The organism is Lysinibacillus sp. FSL L8-0126, assembly GCF_038630385.1.
In the GTDB taxonomy this organism is placed as follows: domain Bacteria; phylum Bacillota; class Bacilli; order Bacillales_A; family Planococcaceae; genus Lysinibacillus; species Lysinibacillus fusiformis_D.
The window spans coordinates 3,556,085-3,576,782 of the sequence record NZ_CP152028.1 but is presented as its reverse complement, the minus strand read 5'-3'; the positions used below and the strand labels follow the sequence as shown (position 1 = coordinate 3,576,782).

The 20,698-nt window shown below is 33.5% G+C and carries 7 protein-coding genes; all 7 read right to left on the bottom strand.

Features of this window, described 5'->3' with window-relative positions:
• Positions 1–4: 4 nt before the first annotated feature.
• The 7 genes from MHI34_RS17305 to MHI34_RS17275 all read right to left on the bottom strand — a co-directional run bounded on the left by MHI34_RS17305 (position 5) and on the right by MHI34_RS17275 (position 20,502).
• Positions 5–4,861 (bottom strand): amino acid adenylation domain-containing protein, encoded by a 4,857-nt coding sequence (locus MHI34_RS17305; RefSeq protein ID WP_342503702.1) that lies wholly within the window; start codon positions 4,859–4,861, stop codon positions 5–7.
• Between the two features lie 22 nt (positions 4,862–4,883).
• Complete coding sequence (fabD, locus tag MHI34_RS17300; RefSeq protein WP_342503701.1) at positions 4,884–6,137, bottom strand: ACP S-malonyltransferase; 1,254 nt, start codon at positions 6,135–6,137, stop codon at positions 4,884–4,886.
• 41 nt (positions 6,138–6,178) lie between these two features.
• Positions 6,179–10,027 (bottom strand): beta-ketoacyl synthase N-terminal-like domain-containing protein, encoded by a 3,849-nt coding sequence (locus MHI34_RS17295; protein ID WP_231745075.1) that lies wholly within the window; start codon positions 10,025–10,027, stop codon positions 6,179–6,181.
• Positions 10,005–11,318, bottom strand: a complete 1,314-nt coding sequence (locus tag MHI34_RS17290; protein WP_058844580.1) for an MFS transporter — start codon at positions 11,316–11,318, stop codon at positions 10,005–10,007. Before MHI34_RS17290 ends, MHI34_RS17295 begins: the two co-directional genes overlap by 23 nt.
• Positions 11,315–18,718, bottom strand: a complete 7,404-nt coding sequence (locus MHI34_RS17285) for a condensation domain-containing protein (protein WP_342503700.1) — start codon at positions 18,716–18,718, stop codon at positions 11,315–11,317. The genes MHI34_RS17290 and MHI34_RS17285 overlap by 4 nt, the downstream gene beginning before the upstream one ends.
• Positions 18,711–19,433 carry a 4'-phosphopantetheinyl transferase superfamily protein gene (locus tag MHI34_RS17280; protein WP_342503699.1) on the bottom strand — a complete coding sequence of 241 codons (723 nt, stop codon included), beginning with the start codon at positions 19,431–19,433 and terminating at the stop codon, positions 18,711–18,713. Before MHI34_RS17280 ends, MHI34_RS17285 begins: the two co-directional genes overlap by 8 nt.
• 490 nt (positions 19,434–19,923) lie before the next feature.
• Complete coding sequence (locus MHI34_RS17275) at positions 19,924–20,502, bottom strand: TRIC cation channel family protein (protein WP_036120593.1); 579 nt, start codon at positions 20,500–20,502, stop codon at positions 19,924–19,926.
• Positions 20,503–20,698: the final 196 nt, after the last annotated feature.

Sequence of the window (20,698 nt, the reverse complement as noted above, 5' to 3'; positions counted from 1 at the left end):
CATATTATTTAAGTATGAGAGACATTTCTGATACCGTCGGGTGCTTCAAAAAGTCTTTCGGAGTAATGTCAATACCATTGGTACGCAATTTAGATACTATTTGAAGAGATTTAATGGAATCTCCACCGATTTCAAAAAAGTTATCATCAATACCTATTTCATTAACCTTTAGTACTTCAGCCCATATTTCTACAATTGATTTTTCCAGTTCAGTTGTTGGCTCCCTGAAATTATTTTGAGCACCATCGGAAAGGTATTGTGAAGCTTCTAAGCTAAGTAGTTTTCTGTCTCTTTTTCCGCTAGATGTTAATGGTAATCTATCTAACTCAACGAACATTGATGGGATATACGTTGCCGGTAAATCTTTAGAGACAGCTTTTTTCAAGTCATTTCTACTTAGACTATCTTTTAAATTTAAAGTGTAGAAGCAAACTAAACATGGTTTGTTATTTTGATCATTCCCTAATACTACCGCTGCATCATTAACTTGTGGTTGCTGTATTACACATGCTTCAATTTCTTCTATCTCAATCCTTACACCGTTTACCTTAACTTGTGAATCCTTTCTTCCTAGAAAATCTAAACTGCCATTCGCTGAAATTTTTACCAAATCACCAGATTTGTAAAAGGTTTTACCATTTCGCTCTACAAAAGCTTTGCTCGTTTCTATTTCATCCTTGAAATAACCTTTTGCTAAAGAAGGCCCTCCAATCATTAATTCACCTGGAAAACCTTTTGGAACTGGTAGCCCAGCTTCATCGACAACTTCTATTTCTACATAAGGTAATGGAAAACCAATATTATAGTGATCTTTTGTTACCTGTTGAACAGTAACTTCAATCCCTGCCTCAGTTGGACCATATAAATTGAATGCTTCGACTTGTGGTAACAACTCATTTATTTTTTTAGCTAATGGAGCTGGCAGAGCTTCCCCACTTAAATGAAGATATTTTAATGGTAAATTGTAATCTTTTTGAGAGTCCATTTCATTGAGCATTAATTGCAACACAGAAGGGACAAAATGACACAAGTCAATTGACTTATCACTAATAAAATTCAATAAACCTAAAGGATCCCGATGCAAGTCTTTAGGAGCAACAACTAACGTAGCACCTGTACAAAGGGTATAAAATATTTCCCAAACAGATACATCAAATGTATATGGCGTTTTAAACAATGTTTTATTACCAGGTTTAATCTTATTTTGGTTTTTTTGCCATTCAATGCGTAAAGAAGCCCCTAAATGTGGACATACTACACCTTTCGGCTCACCCGTCGATCCAGAAGTAAACATAAGATATGCTGGATCATGGACAGAGACACTCCTCATTGCTTTTACATTATTTTTAAAGCTATTTTTTTCTAAAGTATTTACAATTTCCCATTCTCCATAGGGTATTTCATCTATTGTATTTACCATTAAAACTTTTGGATTTAATCTCGCTAATAATTTCTGTGTTCTTGCTATAGGATGCTCCGTATCTAAAGGAACGTATACTGCGCCTGCCTTCAGAACACCTAGTATTACCGCGATGACATCAATTCCCCTGTCCATATAAATAGGCACATAATCGCCTTTTGCAATACCCATTGATAGCAGTATTGAAGCATATTTTTCTGCTTCTTCATTGAGTTGTTCATATGTTAAAGCTCTATCCAGCTCTTGAATGGCAATATAATCCTTATATTTTCTCGCTGCCTCTTCAAATTGACAGTGTAGTGGCTTAGCCTTTTGTATTAGTCCTCCATTATCGTTAGCGGATATAATGGAACCTTTTGTAAATGCAGAACTCCACAAATTATCTGGTTCATTAATTAATGAAGCAAGTAATCTAAAATAATTCTTCACCAACAATTGAATCTCTACTTCTGTGAAATGAGCAAATGAATATTCTATATGTCCTTTTACTTCTCCGTTCTCCACATTGAAGAAACAACTTAAAGGAAATCTTGATCCACCAGTATCTTGCTCGATAAAACTTGTGTTGATATTCTTTAAATCCATTTCAAGATTCACTTTAAGACTGAATGTATTATTTACTACATCAAAATACTCTCTTTTATCAATGTTAGCCGCAATATCAACAATAGAGAAATCTCCATGAGCAATATTTTCATGTACAGTGTTACTGATTTCATGCAGAAGCTCTTTAAAGGAGGCATTTTTATTTAATGAAAGCGTTAAAGGAACTAAATTAACAAACATGCCAACATCATTTAAATTTTCATTTGTCCTACCATGATAAGGAACTCCTATCGTTATTGTGTCCTGCATACAATATTTTGCTAAATTTAGTGCCCAAGCAGTTAGTAATATTGTAAACTGACTCAATTTCATCTCCTGCGAAAATTGATCAATTTTTTTACCTAGCTCTCTAGTGCTTTCAATCTCAAAAATCTTTCCAATTCTTATATATTCTTCGGATTTCTCTCGAATAGGCAGTTGAGCGAGTTTAAATGTCTTAGATTGCTCAACCCAAAAATCCTTTAAATTTTGATCCTTTGATTTATTAACCAATTTATTTATATTATTATATAAATTTTCAGAACTACTTGATTTGATGTCATCTCTAGTAATTTCCTCATTATAAACTTTAGCTATATTTTGAAGTATATTTTTTAAAGATAAGCCATCACATACAATATGATGAGAGACAAGTACAAAAACGGCTCCAGCATTCTCTGTATGAATGACTGCCCCTCTAAACAATACATCGCTCTCTAACTGGAAAGGTTGATTATAAATTGTCTTTGCAAGTGAGCGTGCCTCCTCCATATTTTTCACCTGTAAGATTTGAATGTGATGATCCACGTGCTCTGCTATATCATCTATATTTCTAATTTTTTGTTCAATTCCATAGGAGGCATTTTCTCTAAAATTCACAAAAAAGGCAGCATTTTTCTTAATGTTTTGCACAAAGGCACTATAAAACTTACGTTCATCGAAAAGTCCGTTAATATGAAAAGTAGCACCTACATTATAAAATGGATTTCCTTCATTTGTTTTCCATAAATACCAAAGCCCTTTCTGCATACTCGTTGCAGGGAACCACTCGTTTTTATTATATATAGTAGGTTCATTGTTTGTTGATAGGGCTGGTAAAGTAGAAAGAATATCCAATAAATTACATGGTTTTCTCTGTTGCTGTACTTGCCATGGTAAACAATCAACATGAAACGCTTTTGACACTTTCACAGCAATTTCTGCCGCATCTAAGGAATTTCCTCCAACTTCAAACAAATCTGTTTGTGATGAGCATTTTAAGTCTAAGGTAGAAGAAAAAATATCAATAATCTTCTGCAAAGACTCACTTATATTCGTTGAAGATTCACTTAATTGTTTTCTGTTGAAATAGTCAATATGCTGTTTGTTCAACAATTCTCGATCTATTTTCCCGTTTCTAGTCAACGGTAAATGTTTATGAAAAATAAGTTGAACTGGTATCATATTGTTAGGCAGCTTGTCTTTTAAATAGCTAAATAATTCGAGTTCTGAAATAGAGGATTCCTCTTCTAATACAATGGATGCTGTCAATAGCGTATTTGAAGCTATATGTATTGGTAATGCTATAGCTTGACTTACTCTATTATGTTTTTGAAGAGTACTCTCTATATCCCCTAATTCAATTCTCACTCCATTAATGCTTAATTGAAAATCTTCCCTACCATGGAAATGAAAATTTCCTTGAAGATCTCTGCTGACGACATCCCCAGTGTTGTAGGCTCTTACATTTTCACCGTCAATGTCTAACTGTTTAAATTTTTCATTTGTCTCATGTGGCAAATTAATATATTCTCTTGCTAATCCCTCACCAGATATCCATAATGTTCCTTTTCTATCAACTTCATGAATGATTTGTAAATTTCGATCTAAAATAAAACACTTTACATAAGGTAAAGCAGAGCCTATATGAGGTAGCTTTTTCGCCTTGCCATCCGCTCTCTCCACAATTCCAGAAGTACTTACAACAGTCCCTTCACTTGGTCCATAATTGTTTACTACATGAAAAGGTAAATCTTTTGAAGGGTACTTTGTTAGTTTATCTCCCCCTACCAAAAGATATTTTAAAGCTACATGACTATGATCCCAGTCGAGTTCCATTAGTCGCTCTGCAATTGGCGTAGATACAAATGAATGCGTTACTTGATGTTTTATCCAAGTATTTTTTAATAGCTCTGGGTTCAGTCTTTCATCTTTTGTCGTCATATAAATAGATGCTCTTGAAGCTATTGCCCCCCAAATCTCCCATATGGAAGCGTCGAATCCAGGTGAAGAGGTTAAAGATACTATTGAAGCTTTTGTCACATCAAACGTTTTTGTATGCCAATCGATTAATCGATTTAAAGATTGCCACTCAACGACTACACCCTTCGGTTTGCCTGTAGTACCTGATGTAAAGACAATATAAGCAGCTGATTTTACAGAAAAATGAATATTTATGTTAATTTCCTTATGATCCAAGTTAAAATGTTGAAGAGCATCATCAAGCTTAAAAGTGATCTGATCTTGAAAAGCATTTGCCTTATAAATATCCTGATGCGTAATTATTATGCTAGGTTTGATATCGTCAATGATGTTGTCGATTCTGTCCTTTGGTGTCTCTGGATCGATACAAACAATAACTCCACCAGCAATAAATGTGGATAAATGTGCAACAAGAAGAGCTGGTGACCTTCTAAGAACAATCAAAACATTTTGTTCAGCACCCGGTTTAATCCCCTTCTCTTGCATTGCGGTTGCTAATTTAAACGCTTTATTAGCCAGTTGTTTTAAACTGTATTTATTTTGATTGAACCATAAGCTTTGTTCGTCATAGTAATTGATTTCTTCACTAAAAAAACTTTCATAGAAATTTGACATTCTATTACCCCAATCTAACAAATTATTTAGAAGCATTAATTTTTAGATATTTAGAATATAAATTTGGATTTGCGATTGATAATTTTAGAAATTCCAGTGTTTCATTTTTAGGAAACCCTTTATGCATTAAAATGGAAAAAAATTGTTGAGATAAACTTGCAACTCTGTGAGATTCCACTGTCATTTGTTTGCTCTCTTTCATCTCTTTTAATTCCTGTTTAATGATCTGATAGGGAGAATGGATTTCTTTCTCAAAGTCCTGCTTATCGATTTTCTCTTTAAAAGGAGTCCCAATAATAACTCTTAAACACGCTTGTAAAAAGTGGATAGTTTCTTCTACTTTGAATGTATTTTCATTAAGATTATTTAAAATAGAATGGATGCCATTTTTCTCGTTAACAGGTATTGCACGATAGTCAGGATATTCCATCTTCATAATATCCGTTAGAATCGTTTTAGGACCCATCTCAATAAATGTGCCAACGTCTTTATTAATGAGCACGTCCATAACTTTTGGCCATCTCACACTTTCCGTAAGTTGTCTACTTAATTGATCTGCTATTTCGTCAGCCCTACTATATAGTTGACCTGAAGCACAGGAAAATATAGGATATCGACAATCATTCATCTGTGTTTGTTGCAGAGCTGCTTGAAATCTTTTTTCTGCTGGCTTCATGAGTCTACTATGAGCAGGAACACTAACAGGTAATATCTTTGTAACCGCTCCCTTTTTCTGTAACTCAATGGAGGCCTGCTCCAATGCATTTTTATGACCACTTAGTACGATTTGATTTGTCGAATTAAAGTTTGCAACAGTTACATGATTATTGTCAGTATCTATTCTTTGACATACTGCCTCTACTTCTTCTCCAATAAGTCCAAAACAAACAACCATACCACCATCTTGAGTACATTCACTCATAGCAGTTGCACGAAGCTTTACTAATTCAACTGCCTTGGCAAAAGGGATTCCGTCGGCAGCAACTACTGCCGACAGTTCACCTAGACTATGTCCAGTTAAATAGAGTTGTTTTACATCATTATTTTTTTTAAATATCTCCCAGCAGGCAATGCTATAAACTAGAATTGCAGGCTGAACTATTACCGTATTACGAAGTTCTCCATTGTTATTTTCACATGCTTTCAATAAATCATAGCCTAATATATCGCTAGCCTCATTATACAGATCACGAGCTATTTGATAATTTTTGTATAATTCTTGTCCCATAGAATCGTATTGTGAACCTTGACCCGGAAATACAATTGCAGTGTTCAAACGATATCCCTCCCAATGTTAATAGTCATTTTCCTTTCAACTCAATGCTTATTCAATAGTAGAGATAGTGCCTCTTCTGATGAAATGTCATCACTTTCAAATGCCTCAAGAATATCGCTTAATTCATCTTTGGCATTATAAAAATGATCGCAGTATACAATTTGGTCTTGGAATGTAGGATTACTATATAAATCAGATATTTCAAATTTTAAATCAATGAATTTATTTTTAAATAAATGAACAAATCTTAAAGCACTTAAAGAACTTCCTCCTAAACTAAAGAAATTATCAATTTCTTTAATCGTTGAAATACCTAAAACTGTTTTCCAAATTTCACGTATACTCGCTTCAATCTCAGATAGTGTAAACTCACTTTTCACTACTACTTCTTCCGTTGAAATACTTTCGTTTTGATTGTTTTTTGACTGATTAAAGCGCTCTACTTCGTTCCAAAAACGCTCGCCAAATGGAATTTTAATAACTGGTTTAAGATAATGGACTTGCTCTAAATCAAAACGTGAAATCAGACTCCATTCATAGCCTTTAGTGAAAAATAAGTTCAATGAATTTTGGAAATCTACAAAATCAATTGGAGGTATGGCCGTATCACTCCCAAAATCTTTTTTATCGTCTAGTATTAACGTAAAGTTCATCGTTTTGCCGTTGATTCCTTTTTGATTCAAATACCCAGCCATTGAGTCTAAATATTGATTCACAGCGCAGCATTCACTTGCAGATTTTGTACCCATTAAAGAAGAGATTGAAGAAAATAGGATAAAGAAATCTAATGGCTCTGGATTTAATTCTTTTTCCACTAAATAAGTGCCGATTACTCGGTTATGAATACCTTTTTTGAATTGACTAAGCGTTAATTCTTTTATCCATAGATGGTAAAGTTGTTTGACTAACATGAACGCTCCATTGATTTCACCAAAATCCTGTCTAATTTTCGCAAATGTTTCTTTAACAGCATGTTCATCTGTCACATCACACTGCAAGATTGTAACTGTAGAACCTCGACTTTCAATCTCCATAATTGACGTCAGTTTATAAATCAACATTTCATCTTCTGCTTGATTATTCTCAATAATCTTTGCCCATTCCATTCGGTCTGGTAATAAATTTCTAGCTAATAAAATTATATTGACATTTTGCTTTTCACTTAAAAACTTCCCTAATTGAACACCTAAATATCCTGTACCACCTGCAATAACATAGTTTCCATTCTCTCTTACTATAATTTCATTACCATTAAAATCATCGCTTTGTCTTTCAATAACTTTTGTGTATCTTTTTGATTTTCTAAATGCCACTAACTCTGGGCGAAGCTCTTTATCTTGTTGTAACTCTTTTAATAATTGTGTAGCAATGTCTTGAGAACTTCCGTCTAAATCATGATCGATCGAATAGGATGAAATAGTCGGCTGTTCCTGTGAGATAACTTTCGCTAAGCCAAAAGTTGTTACCCTAGCAGGAATTATTTTTTCATTGTCCTGAACTTGCTCTGTTAATGACGACATGACATTTAATTGAATTGGATGTGTAACTTCAAACTCTAATAACATCTTTGTTATATTGAATAGTGAGAAAATACCTTCTTCTTGGGATTTCTCCATATTTTCTTTTGTTTCCATTGTTTCATCTAAGTGCTTGAATGTGTAAGAATGGATAATCCCTTTTAAATTCCTTAATTCATCCACACCTATATTTTCAAACAGCTTATACATATCTTTTTCGGAATTTATGTCAATACCATATTGTTCCGTTGTATATTTTACAAATTTGTCTGATTCAAGTACTTCAATTATTTTTATACCTAAAGCAGCCATTCTGTTTTTTAGCTCAACTATATTTTCATCATCTTTATTCACAAAGAAAAGCCAAGTTGATCCTGCTTTTAATGCTACATCAGTAGTCGTATTATCATAAGGATAATATAACCATTTCTTTTCGAAAAATAGCTCTTTCGTCTGATTTTGGAATGCCTCTTTACTAGATGGCCATATTCTTCTTGTATTAAAAATACTGACTGGCAACGGAAGTAATTGCCCATCTTTAAATAATTCACGACATTCCTCTGTAACATTGTTACCTTCTAAGTATCGCTGCATTAGCGCTTTATCTGCTGATGATGAAGCGGTAAATTCATCTAGATTTTTAATACTATCAACTTGTGTTTCATGTTCATCAGCTAAAAATATGCCTTGTGTATAAAAATTCTTCGGGACCTTTTCGAATGTTCTTACATTTAATAATCTTTCGACTTTTCGAAGTAGTTCATGACAATCGCTTGCAAAAATACATACTCTAGACTGTTCATGGCTTCTTCTATTATTTAATGTATAGGCTAAATCTTGAATACTGTAATTTTCATTATTTTTAAGATGACTAGCTAAGGTTTTTATTTGATCCCAAAGCGCTCTACGAGTTTTACTTGAAATAAACAACGGTGTCAGTTTTTCAGTTACTTGCTCCTGTTTATGATGTCGATACTCCTCTAGTACCACATGAACATTCGTGCCACTTATGCCTATTGAATTAACACCTGCTCTTAAAATTTTATGCTCATCAAACGTTTTATTTTCTGAGCTGACTTTGAACGGTGTTTCTTTGAAGCTTATTTTAGGATTTTCTGCTACAAAATGATTAAGACCTGGAACTGTTCTTTTTTCGATGGATAGTACAGCTTTTATTAATCCTGCAATACCTGCAGCATCACCCATATGGCCAAAATTCGACTTAATTGAACCTAATTGACATTCAACAGTCTTATTTGATTTTTGTAGATATGCCTTTTTAAGTCCCTCTACTTCGAGTAAATCACCTACTTGAGTACCTGCGCCATGCGCCTCAACAAAATCAATATCATTAAATGATAACTTTGCATCGTCCAGAGCATCCATGATTGCTTTAGATTGAGCGTCAGGATTCGGAACTTGCATCCCATTTGATGCACCATCGCTACTTATACTTGAACCCTTTAGAACAGCATGAATGTGATTATTGTCGTTTATGGCATCAGATAATCTCTTTAGAACAATAGCAGCAACCCCTTCACCTCCGATAATTCCATCTGCACTTTCATCAAATGGTGAACATCTATATTTTGTGCTTCTTACAACATAATCAGGCGCTTCCTCTTCCCAATAAGGGAATAAATTCAAATTCACTCCAGCGACTACCGCTAAGTTACAATCCCCCTGCTTAAGCGCATTTTTAGCAACATGAACAGCGGCTAAAGAAGAGGAACAACTCGTATTAATTGTCATAACTGGACCTTTAAGATCGAATGCATATGATAAATGGTAGCCCAGATTAGCAGGTATATTTGAAATAAAAGCCCGCTCATCTTTTTCTTCAAATAAATTTAAATAATCAAATGCAGGATGAGGAGTATGCGCTATAAATACGCCAGTATTTGAATCCTTTAGATGATTTTCCTTGTATCCTGCCATGTACAAGGACTCTAATGCAACCTGTAAAAACAAACGCTCCGCTGGCCCCATAAATTGAGCTTCATGTTCATTCAATCCGAATTGTTCAGGGTCAAACTGTTCAATGTTCGTTAGCCATGAGCCATACGATCTTGGATCATTCGTTAAATTATTTTTCAAATGGTTATACATGTCATGCAATTTAGGGTTAGAATTAACAATTAAATCAAAACGCTCTTTTGAAAATTCAGTCACAAAATCCTTTTTATTTATGAGACCTGTCCATAGATCATCCAGGTTTGAGACATTAGGAAATCTTAAAGACATACCAACAATTGCGAGTGGTTCACTTGTTTCTTTTTCCATTTCATCTAGTAAATTTAATGCTAAATTTGTATCCAACTTATTTTCTTCTACTAAACTTAATATTTTTTTAGACATTGTGCTGTACATCATTTTCTTCTCTCCTATCAAAGTCTTTAATGTATTTTAGTTGAGCGAAAATTGCCACAGTTAATATAATTAAGCCTCCAGCTAGTAAGAGTAGTGTCCCATACACTCCTCGTTCTCCACTACCTAAATAAGGGATAATATTTACGTTTGAGGCAACTAATTTATCAGCAAGTATTCCTCCTAAAATGTAAGCGACGGGTAATGAAATCCAAGCGAATGTTCTAGCAATTGAAAAAACTCTTCCTAATAAATTGGGCTCCGTATGGAGTTGAATTAAAGTTAGTGTACCTGTATTAACCACTGGCAGTAATAACCCTAAACCACCCCAAAAAACGGCAATTAATAGCATATTATTGAATAACCCTGTTAACGTTATAAAAACACCAATACCAAAATTCGAAATTAGTACTAACCATATGATGTGTTTCTTCAATTTGATGAATGACATTAGTATTCCGCCTAATACCATCCCTCCTCCATATATAGAGCTTAGTAAACCAAATTGTTCAACAGTTCCAAAGCTCAATATATACGGCTGTCCAACTACTTGATTGAACCCTAGTGCAAAATTTAAAACCGTAAATAGTAACACTAACGTAAGAAGTGATTTATGCTTGATTAAATAATTGAAACCATCTTTTAGATCACCTAAAATGGAGTTATTCTCATTGCTATCTTCATTGTCACTGTTCTCTTTCACGCTTAATTTTGTCCAAAGTATTAAGAGAATAGGAATGGCAATACAATAAGTAACTAGCTCTGCCCCAATGATATAGATAATACTTCCAAATCCCATTATTACACCACCAATAACAGGACCCAGAACATCACTAGTCGATGATGCCATGGAAAATACACCATTAGCTCTAGATAACTTTTCCTTTGGCACTAGGTTAGGTGCTAATGTTTGTAATGCTGGTGTTTGCATAGAGCTAACTATAGAAAGAGATATAGCACCAGCAATTACATGAACCATACTTATATTCCCTAGTAAAAGGGAGGAGAAAATTATTGAAGAAATAATTAGTCCAATAATATCTCCTAGTAATATTAATAATCGTGGACCTTTCCTATCTATCCAAATTCCTATAAAAGGCGATAACACAATTGCTGGTAGAAATCCCGCAACTAAAACGACCGCAAAACTAGATACTTGACCTGTACTTTGGTAAGCCCAGACACCAAGCCCAAACCTTGCAACAGAAGAACCTAATAAAGATATAAAATGAGTAGCTACAACCATTAAAAAGATTGTAAATCCTCTGTTTGTTGGTTTGCTAAAATAAGTTATCATGTACTTTGGGGCTCCTTTGCATTTCCACTACATTCAACCAAAGCTTCTTCAAACTTAGATAAGAGATGTTGAGCTTTTTCATTACTAATCACTTGTGTATCTACCTCTAAGCTTAGATTAAGTTTTCCATCCAAAATAAAGATGTTTATTTCCAAAATATTAGAAAGTTCATTATCAGGATGAATAGCAGGGGCCTGAGGAAGATTTGAGGAGTACTGTAGCACTCCGTTCCCTCCATTTTTACTATTTGTGGAAGTACTAATATCGTTATCAAAATCCCCTAAATAATTGACCAATATTGATGGTTGAATATGCGTAATGTTGTTATTTTCTTTGATCCACCTTGCTATCATAAAGTCCAGTCCACTGCCAATTTCGCTCAATGCTTGTCCAACTGTGTAAAGCATTTCTTCGACAGTATTTATTGTCACCTGTAGCGGATACATCGTAGTAAACCAACCTATTGTTCTACTAAGATCTAATGCTGATTGGCGACTATCTCGTCCATGCCCTTCAAAGTTAAATAACACATCTTTTTGACCGAATAGTTGACTAAACGCTTGAGCAAATGTTACGGCAATAAGAACATCAGGTTTATAAATTTCTGAATGTTTTCTAGCATTTAAAAATTGCTTTGTACTTTCTTCACTTAGCGTTTTCGTTACATGATATCGATCCTTAAATAAATAATCTTTTCTGACAGGCTGAATGCATAATGGATGTACATTTTCCACATCTATATTTTCCCAATAAGAATAATTCGTGTGTAATTCTTTTTTATACAATTCTCCTATCCAATCCGAAAATTGCGTCATAGGGAAGCTGATCTTATCTTCACCATTTACAATAGCTACATAATTATTTTCTAATTCCTCTAATAGAACCCTCCATGAAACTCCGTCAACGACTAGATGGTGAATAAAGAATGTTAAAATAGGCTTCTTAGATGTTAGGAACACTACTGCTCCTATTGGTAATACCTTTCCAAAATTAAAGTTATTTTGTAATTGGAATTGAATCTTTTCAATTTCTTCTTTTAACATACTTGGAGGTGTTAATTTTAGATCTTTCACAATTAGCTTAAATGTGTTGACTAAGCTTGGTTCAACAAAAGCCTTTGGTTTGCTCTCGTTCACATCAAACCATGTCAGCAAGCTCTCATTAACCGAAATAATTGATTGGAAAGACTTTTCTAAAGCAGCCACATCCACTTTCTCAGGCAATTCTACTGACATTAATAAGTTCCAATAGTGGGCATGTTTAAATGTTTGTTGGAAGAACCATCTTTGCATTGGAGCAAGTGGAATCTCCTTAGAACTTAATTCCTGCCATTCTTTTTGAATGTCCATTTCTTTAGTAGTGTTCATAGCGATTTTTCGAATACTTCTACAATTAAAGATATGGTCAATTTTCAAATTAATATTTTTTTCCTTTGCCTTTGAGATAAACTTTAATGCCTTGATGGAGTCTCCTCCAATTTTAAAGAAATCAGAATCAATGTTAAATTGACGGTCACTTAAAATCCCTTTTAGTATAGACAGCAACTCTCTTTCAACCTCTGTCAAACTACTAATATCATCTGTCTGAACTATTCTGTCGTCGTATAATTCAGGGCTTGGCAGTGAAAGTCTATCTACTTTTCCACTATTAGCCATTGGAATTTGTTCTATTTTTTGATAATACGTAGGAATTAAAGATTCTGGTAAATATCGTAAAAGGTACTTTTCAATATCTCTTTGATTAATCTCTTGTTGACTGACTAAGTAAGCACACAGCTGTTCACCAGATTCATTTTTATATAATTTAACCACAGCATCTTTAATACTTGGGATTTCTCGCAAATATCTTTCGATTTCTTCTAGCTCCACTCTATGGCCACGAATTTTAACCATATTATCTTTACGTCCATAACAAACGATTTTTCCGTTAGGCAATACTTGCCCCAAATCACCTGTCTTATATAAATAGCCTGAGTGTAAATGTTTAATATGATTAGCTATAAACTTAGTTCTAGTTAAATTAGGCTCTCCCAAATAGCCTAGGGCAACACTCTCACCACTTAATACGATTTCACCAACACCATATGAAGGGACTAGCTGATTCTGATTGTTCAAAATGTAAACAGAAGTGTTATGAATCGGTAATCCGATTGGCGCATGGATATAATCTGAATGTAAATCTTCTTCTGTTACTTCATGATAAATCGTTCCAACAGTAGCTTCAGTTGGCCCATATTCATTAATGATACGAGCATAAGGGAATTGATCTCTCAACGTTTTACATAATGATATATCTAAAGCTTCTCCCCCTAGGATGAAGCACTCTACATTTGGTGCAAATCTCTCATCCTCAATTAAATACTGGATCTGTTTAGGTGTGCCTTTTATCGTTATTGTTTCTTTTATTTTGGCTACACTTTCAAAAGCCTGATCGATTTCTCCTTCACAGCATATTATTTTTCCACCCGTTATTAACGGAATAAACATGGAAGTAATCGTTAAATCGACAGATATTGAAGTGAAAAATGGCATATTTAACGATCTTCCAGTAGATGAATAGTATGCAGTCGCCCAGTTCAAATAATTATTAAGGTTTTTACCTGAAACAACTACACCTTTTGGTTTTCCAGTACTACCGGATGTAAAGAGAATATATGCAGGAGAAGTTTTAGCAAAAGAATTTAACTCAATCTCTACATGCTCGTCTAGATGAATTGCTTCACTTAGCATATTTTTAGAGCTGCTTTGTTTATATTTTTCGCTCTTCTCTTTAACAATGATGACAGCATCAAATCTATATTGATTTAGCTCATTGCTTACAGTGTATGTCTTCTCAGAACATTCAATTTGTATATCAGCACCGATATCACTGAGAAGCTCTTTTAAAATTTCTTCATTAATAAATAAATCTGTATCCCAATCTAATTTAGTATTCTTATCCATATTTTCTTCTTTAAATGCTTGTAAAGAAGAGACAAATTCATCTTTTTTATCGATATTTAATAAATCTCCCAAGAAGATGATTCCGCCCTCTTTTAAAGAGTCAATAGCTTTTTGAAGTACCACCTTTAAATAGCCATAGCTCGGGAAACAATGAATAACACTATTAATGACAACCGCATCTAATGCTGTTTCAAACTTCTTAAAGGCATGAGCCTTGGAAATGTCAAATTGAATATTGTTAAAGTTAGATTTTTGGGCAATCTGTTTATTCCTCTCGATAATGGAGGAAGATAAATCCATAGCTGTATATGTTTTCGTATATGGAGCAAGAGCAAAAGTTGTCAAACCTGAGCCACATCCAAGCTCTAATACATTTGAATCTTGAGGTAAATACTTTCTTATTTTGTTTACTGCATTTTCCGCATACTCTTGCATTTCTAAGGAACTGAAAGCTTCACCTGTATAACTACTATTCCAACCACTAGCCTCTATTTCTGTTTTCTGCCCTTCTGCAAAATAGTTCCACAAAGATTCGTTCATTAATTCACTTGAATCAACAACAGCACACTGATCTAAATCTGTTTCTCCTAACACCATAACCGTTTGAATATTGTCATTTTCAAATAACAGCCTATTACACAATGAATAGAATTTCTTTTCTGAAATAATAACGTTAGCTTGACTTTGTTTGATAATAGATTCAATTCTTGCTTTTGGATTTTTAGGTGATACAGGTATAAATGTGACATTACTCATTAAACAAGATAAAATACCTAAAATGGCTGTTCTATTATTGTCAGAAATAATGACAATATTTTTGATTTCACTGTTGCTGTTCAATAATTTTCTTGCTATTGATTTACTTCTATCTACCAACTCTTGATATGTTAATGAACCTTCGTTATCTTCTAATGCTGTTTTTTGTGGGTTCTTTTCTGCCATCATTAAAATGGTATTTAAAAAGTTTCTGCCGTCTTCGACAAATTGACCATTTATAACACTTTTACTATTTTCTACATCGGTGTTATTTAATTCATGCTCATGTAAAACCATTTCCAGTATTTGTAAATACGTTTCAATTAATGAATCAATAAATTTAGATGAATATACACCGTCATAATACTCAAGGTTGCAGAATAACTCTCCACTTGGTAATTCAACGAATTCGAATTCAAGATCCCATTTACTAGTTTTGTGTTCAGAAACAATAGGTGTTAATTCTGCATCGTCAAAAGCTGATGTCGTATTTTTAAATTTAAAATTTTGAAGTGCCACGTTTATATTAAATAAAGGTGAACGACTAGTATCTCGAGGTAAATCTAATTTCTCCACTAATAAATCGAAAGGATATTCTTGATGCTTAAAGCTATCCAATAACATGGTCTTGACATTTCTTAATAATGTAAGGAAATCATCCTGTTCTTCATAATTAATCCTTAATGGGATAGTATTTGTGAATAAACCAATAATTTTCTCTAATTCTTCATTCAATCTTCCAGATACTGGTGTCCCGATCACCATATCCGTATCTCCAGTCATCTGATTAATAAGTTTAAATACACTTGAAACTAAAACCATGTATAATGTACTTTCATTTGTATTAGCAAAAGTTCTTAATTGATCTGCTAATGTAGCACTAATATCAAACCTTTTTAGCTTTCCTGTATAGCGGAAAGTACTTGGTCTTAATTTATCGCCTGTGATTTCGGTAATCGGAAGACTTCCGCTTAATGTATGAAGCCAGTAATCTTCATGTTGTTTAAATCTACCACTTTCTATATTTTCACGTTGCCATGCAGCAAAATCTACATACGTATTTTCTATTTGTGGCAATGTTTCATGTATATTATTACTACTATTGTACAAAGTGAAAAGTTCATCCGATAATAGCGATAATGACCAGCCATCTACTATAATATGGTGCATCATTAAAGCAAACAGACTTTTATCTTTTCCTGTTTTATACACAAATACTCTTAAAAGGGGTCCCGTTTCCAAATCATACGGAGTTTCTTTCCAACGATTTATTTGATCCATAGCTTTTGCTTCAGCATTATCTTCTAAATGAAAATCTTTGTATTCAAATAAATAGTTTGGTTTTTGCAGTATTTTCTGTTTATTTCCATTCTCATGCTTTACAAAAACTGTTCTTAACGATTCATGTCTCTGTGAAAGTAAATCGAATGTTTGGCGTAATCTCTCAATGTCAACTAACCCGTTAACTTTAAAAATAAACGGAGTATTGTAAACCATTTTTTGATCTGTTAATTGTTCTATAATGCTTAATCTGTTTTGACCGTATGATAATGGATATTCATGATTTTCAACACTAATTTGAGGTATTTCCTCTGTTGATTTTGAATGATCATTGTTTAATTGTTTACTTAGTTGTTCAAATGTAAGGAATACATCATCTAATACAAAGTCTCTCTTAAATTGTTTTTTCAAACGAGTAATAAATTGTAGCCCTGAAAGAGAATTTCCACCTACTGATATAAAACTATCCGTCTGCTTAATATTCTCTGTTTCTAGGATTATTTCTGCTAAACGAATGATTTCTTCAAGATTTGTTTTTCCTTTTACCTCTATAGCCTTTACGCCAGCCTCACTCTGTAACCAATAAGATTTCTCATCAAAGTAGTATGTAGGTAAAGAAATTTTATGATTCTTCTCATCTTGGAATTGTTTATGCCAACTACATTTTTCACCTGTAATAAAATCTTCTGCCAATTTTTTGATATTGTGATCGTCATGGGTTGTCATATCAATAATTTTTTCCCAATTAGCCATATCAAGATTGATTAAATTTTTACATGCGGCTATTAGATCGTCTATTGTCTCAGCAATAATGGCTACTCTTATTTCATGATGCTCCCTACCTGTACACATCGTATATGCTAAATCACTTATATTAATCATATCCCCAGTTAAATTGGAGAAATGTTCAATAGTGCCTCGCAAAGATAATTCAGATTTAGCAGAAAAAGGAATAACATATGCTTTTTTATTATGATCTTTCTTATGGATTTCAGTCTTCGTTGGAGCTTCCTCTAATAGTAAATGTACATTTGTACCATTAAAGCCAAAACAACTTACACCAGCTACAATAGGTTCATTTTCTTTTTTATTTTTTTTAATATTAAATGGTAATGTCGGAATAAAAACTGGAGAATTGACAAAATCAATATGTGTATTTGGTTCAACTAAATTTATTGTAGGTGGAACTATCCCTTTTTTTATTACATGTAGTGCTTTGATTACACCCGATAAACCTGCAGCTCCATCAAGTAAGTGGCCAATATTTCCCTTCACAGAACCAATTGGCAAAAATTGTTTATCATTATTACTTCGTTCAACTGCTTCTTGAAGGCCTCGTATTTCAATAGGGTCACCTAAATGAGTACCTGTCCCATGCGCTTCAATATAGTCAATTTGCTCAGGCTTAATGCCAGCTAAATCCCAAGTTTCGGCTAATAAATCTGCATGTGCTTTAGGATTTGGTGCGGTAATACCTGCTGAAGTACCATCATTATTTACTTTAGAGGCAATTATAACAGCGTGGATATTATCATTATCTTCTATTGCTTGATCTAAAGGTTTTAATAACAGCGCTACTGCCCCTTCTCCTCTTCCTATCCCACTTGCTGAGTCGTCAAATGGCTTACACTTTTGTTGCTCAGACATAATACCCGCAGCATTCATAAAAAGTTTTTCACTATTTATTGGATAAGGAAAAATATTAACACCACCGACTAATGCCGTTTCACAATCATTATTCATTAAACCCACACAGGCTTCGTGAATTGCCAACATTGAAGAGGCACAGGTAGCATTCACAACATAAGACGGTCCTTTTAAATTAAAAATATAAGAAATTCTTGAGGCCGTAAAAGCAGGAATATTACCTGGAACACTTAATGGTGTGAATTCAGCCAATCCTTCAGAGTAATTGGTCATAGCTGCTGAAATGTAAACACCTGTATTTGAATTTTTTATACGACTCCCTGCATAACCAGCATCTTCAAAACATTGGTATGCAATTTGAAGGAATCTACGCTGTTGTGGATCCATCACTTTTGCTTCAGCAGCTGAAATATTAAAAAATCCAGCATCAAATTTATCAATTTCATCTAGCCATGCTGCATCCCAAAACGGCTTCTCCTTTGAAATTTTAAGTTTTTCCATATTATTAACAAGGAATCCCTCACACAACGCTTTCCTACTATCACTTAATTCTGTTATTTTGTCCTGTTCATTGCTTAAAACATTCCAAAATTCATCAAAATTTTTAGCACCAGGTAATTCCGCAGAAATTCCGATAATTGCGATCTTTTTATCTACTTTCGGTTTAGACTCACTTTTAATTTCATTCACCGATTCAATGATTTGTTTCGCTGCATTTTTTGTTAGTTCTTTATTTTTAAGAAGATTTAAAACTTGAGGTATTAATTTACTCATAATATTTATCCTCCTCTGATATCAGATTATTCAAAAAATATTTTTCTAAGGCCGAAAACTCTTTTATCTTTAGTTGTTGCTCTGATGGAAATTCATTCATTTTACTGCATACGGAAATTTTATAACCATTAATCAAGTTATATTGCTTGAAATAATAAGGATAAGGACTAATATTTTGTTCAATTGAAATTTCATTATTACTAGTCTCTATGGAGAAAGAATCTAAAGGAATGCTTAAACCTAATCCAATATTTTTCACAAAAGCTTCCTTCAAAGTCCATAAATCATAAAAATGTTCTTTTTTCCTTTCAGTTGGCGTTTGATTGTACGAAGCGTATTCTATACGTGAAAAATAATTTTTAATTATTTCATCATCGTAATTAGCTTTCATCTCTTCAATATCAATTCCTACATCACAATTGCCAATGACACATATGACCCATTCACCTGAATGAGAAATGTTAAATTCATAATCTCCATTGATACAGTATGGCTTCCCATATGTATTCGTTTGGATATTTATTTCAGAAGGATGACATTTTAAATGCTTCATCAATAAGTATTTCATCAACAATTCAGCTATTAAGGATCTATATGCATCTATTTTATTTAAGTAAGCTTCTATTCTTCTTGCTTTTTTTGTACATACAAAATTCATTAGTTCAGAATAATTTGAAATATGTACAGGTACTTTAATTAAACAAATTTCTATCACATATCACGCCCCCAAAATGTTCTCCACAACCCCAGAGTAAAAATTCCTTAAAATTACATTAAAGGATATTTACTTATAAAAACAAATCTATTTTCCAATTACAATATTAAACACCCTGGAATAAATAGTCAATAAATAACCTGCCTTATTTTATAAAAAATACCAATTATGTTATATTTACCATTCGTTGTTCTTAGTCTATGAGTATTTACATAGAGTCTTGTTAGAACTACTAAAAATCATAAAAAAAAAGGATTCTTCCCTATAGAAGTCCTTTTAAAACAAAATTATACTATGTTGATATGTATGTTTATTAGGAAGTTTTCTATACCCAACACATTCAATCACTCAGATTAATTTCCAAATACAAATCAGCAGAAGAATATTCTTCATAAAGAAACACAACATACTAAATTGAACAGCTTAAAACATTCCTTCAATCACCTACTTTCAGTATCCTGCTAAAAAACTTGGACAAGTCCAACAATTTTTAAGGAAGCTTCAATTTATTATTCACAGATAACATACGGATGATCACAATCAAAATAACAATGACTGACAATTGAAGTGGGCTGCTCCACCCTGCCCAGATGCAAAGCCCACACAAAAATGTTAAGACAGCATGGATTTCTTCTCTTAGTGCGAGCGGCGTTCTCCCCGCTAACAAATCTCGGATCATGCCACCGCCAACACCAGTAAACATAGAAGCTAGAATAATAATACCTAGATCATGATGGAGGCTTTGCGCTAACAATCCTCCTTGTATTGCAAAGGAAGCAAGGCCAATCGAATCAAAGAAATAGCCCCAGCGGTTCCAGTGATGAATCCAATTCCTTTTGACAAATAAAATAGTCGTCAGCGTGACTAAAACAACTAATAAGGATTGCCGCTCCCATATATCTGATACTGGTATATCCAGTACGACGTTGCGAATAATGGAACCTCCATAAGATGTAGTAAGTCCAAGCACAAATATACCAATAAAAGAATATTTGGCCTGTAACGCAACAAATGCGCCACTTATCGCATAAGCAATAATACCAATGACATGTAATACTGACCAGGTCACATGATTCAACTCCTCTTTTTTATACCTATATACATAAAAAAGCCCATCATAAAATAGTTGCGTGGTTACTACGCAAGCTATTTTATGATGGGCTAATATTCTAGCAGTTTTACCTACTAATTTATCCATCTCACCATATATACGTTCAAAATTCCATAGAAGCTATGCAATATTACTATGACATAACGACCATAAA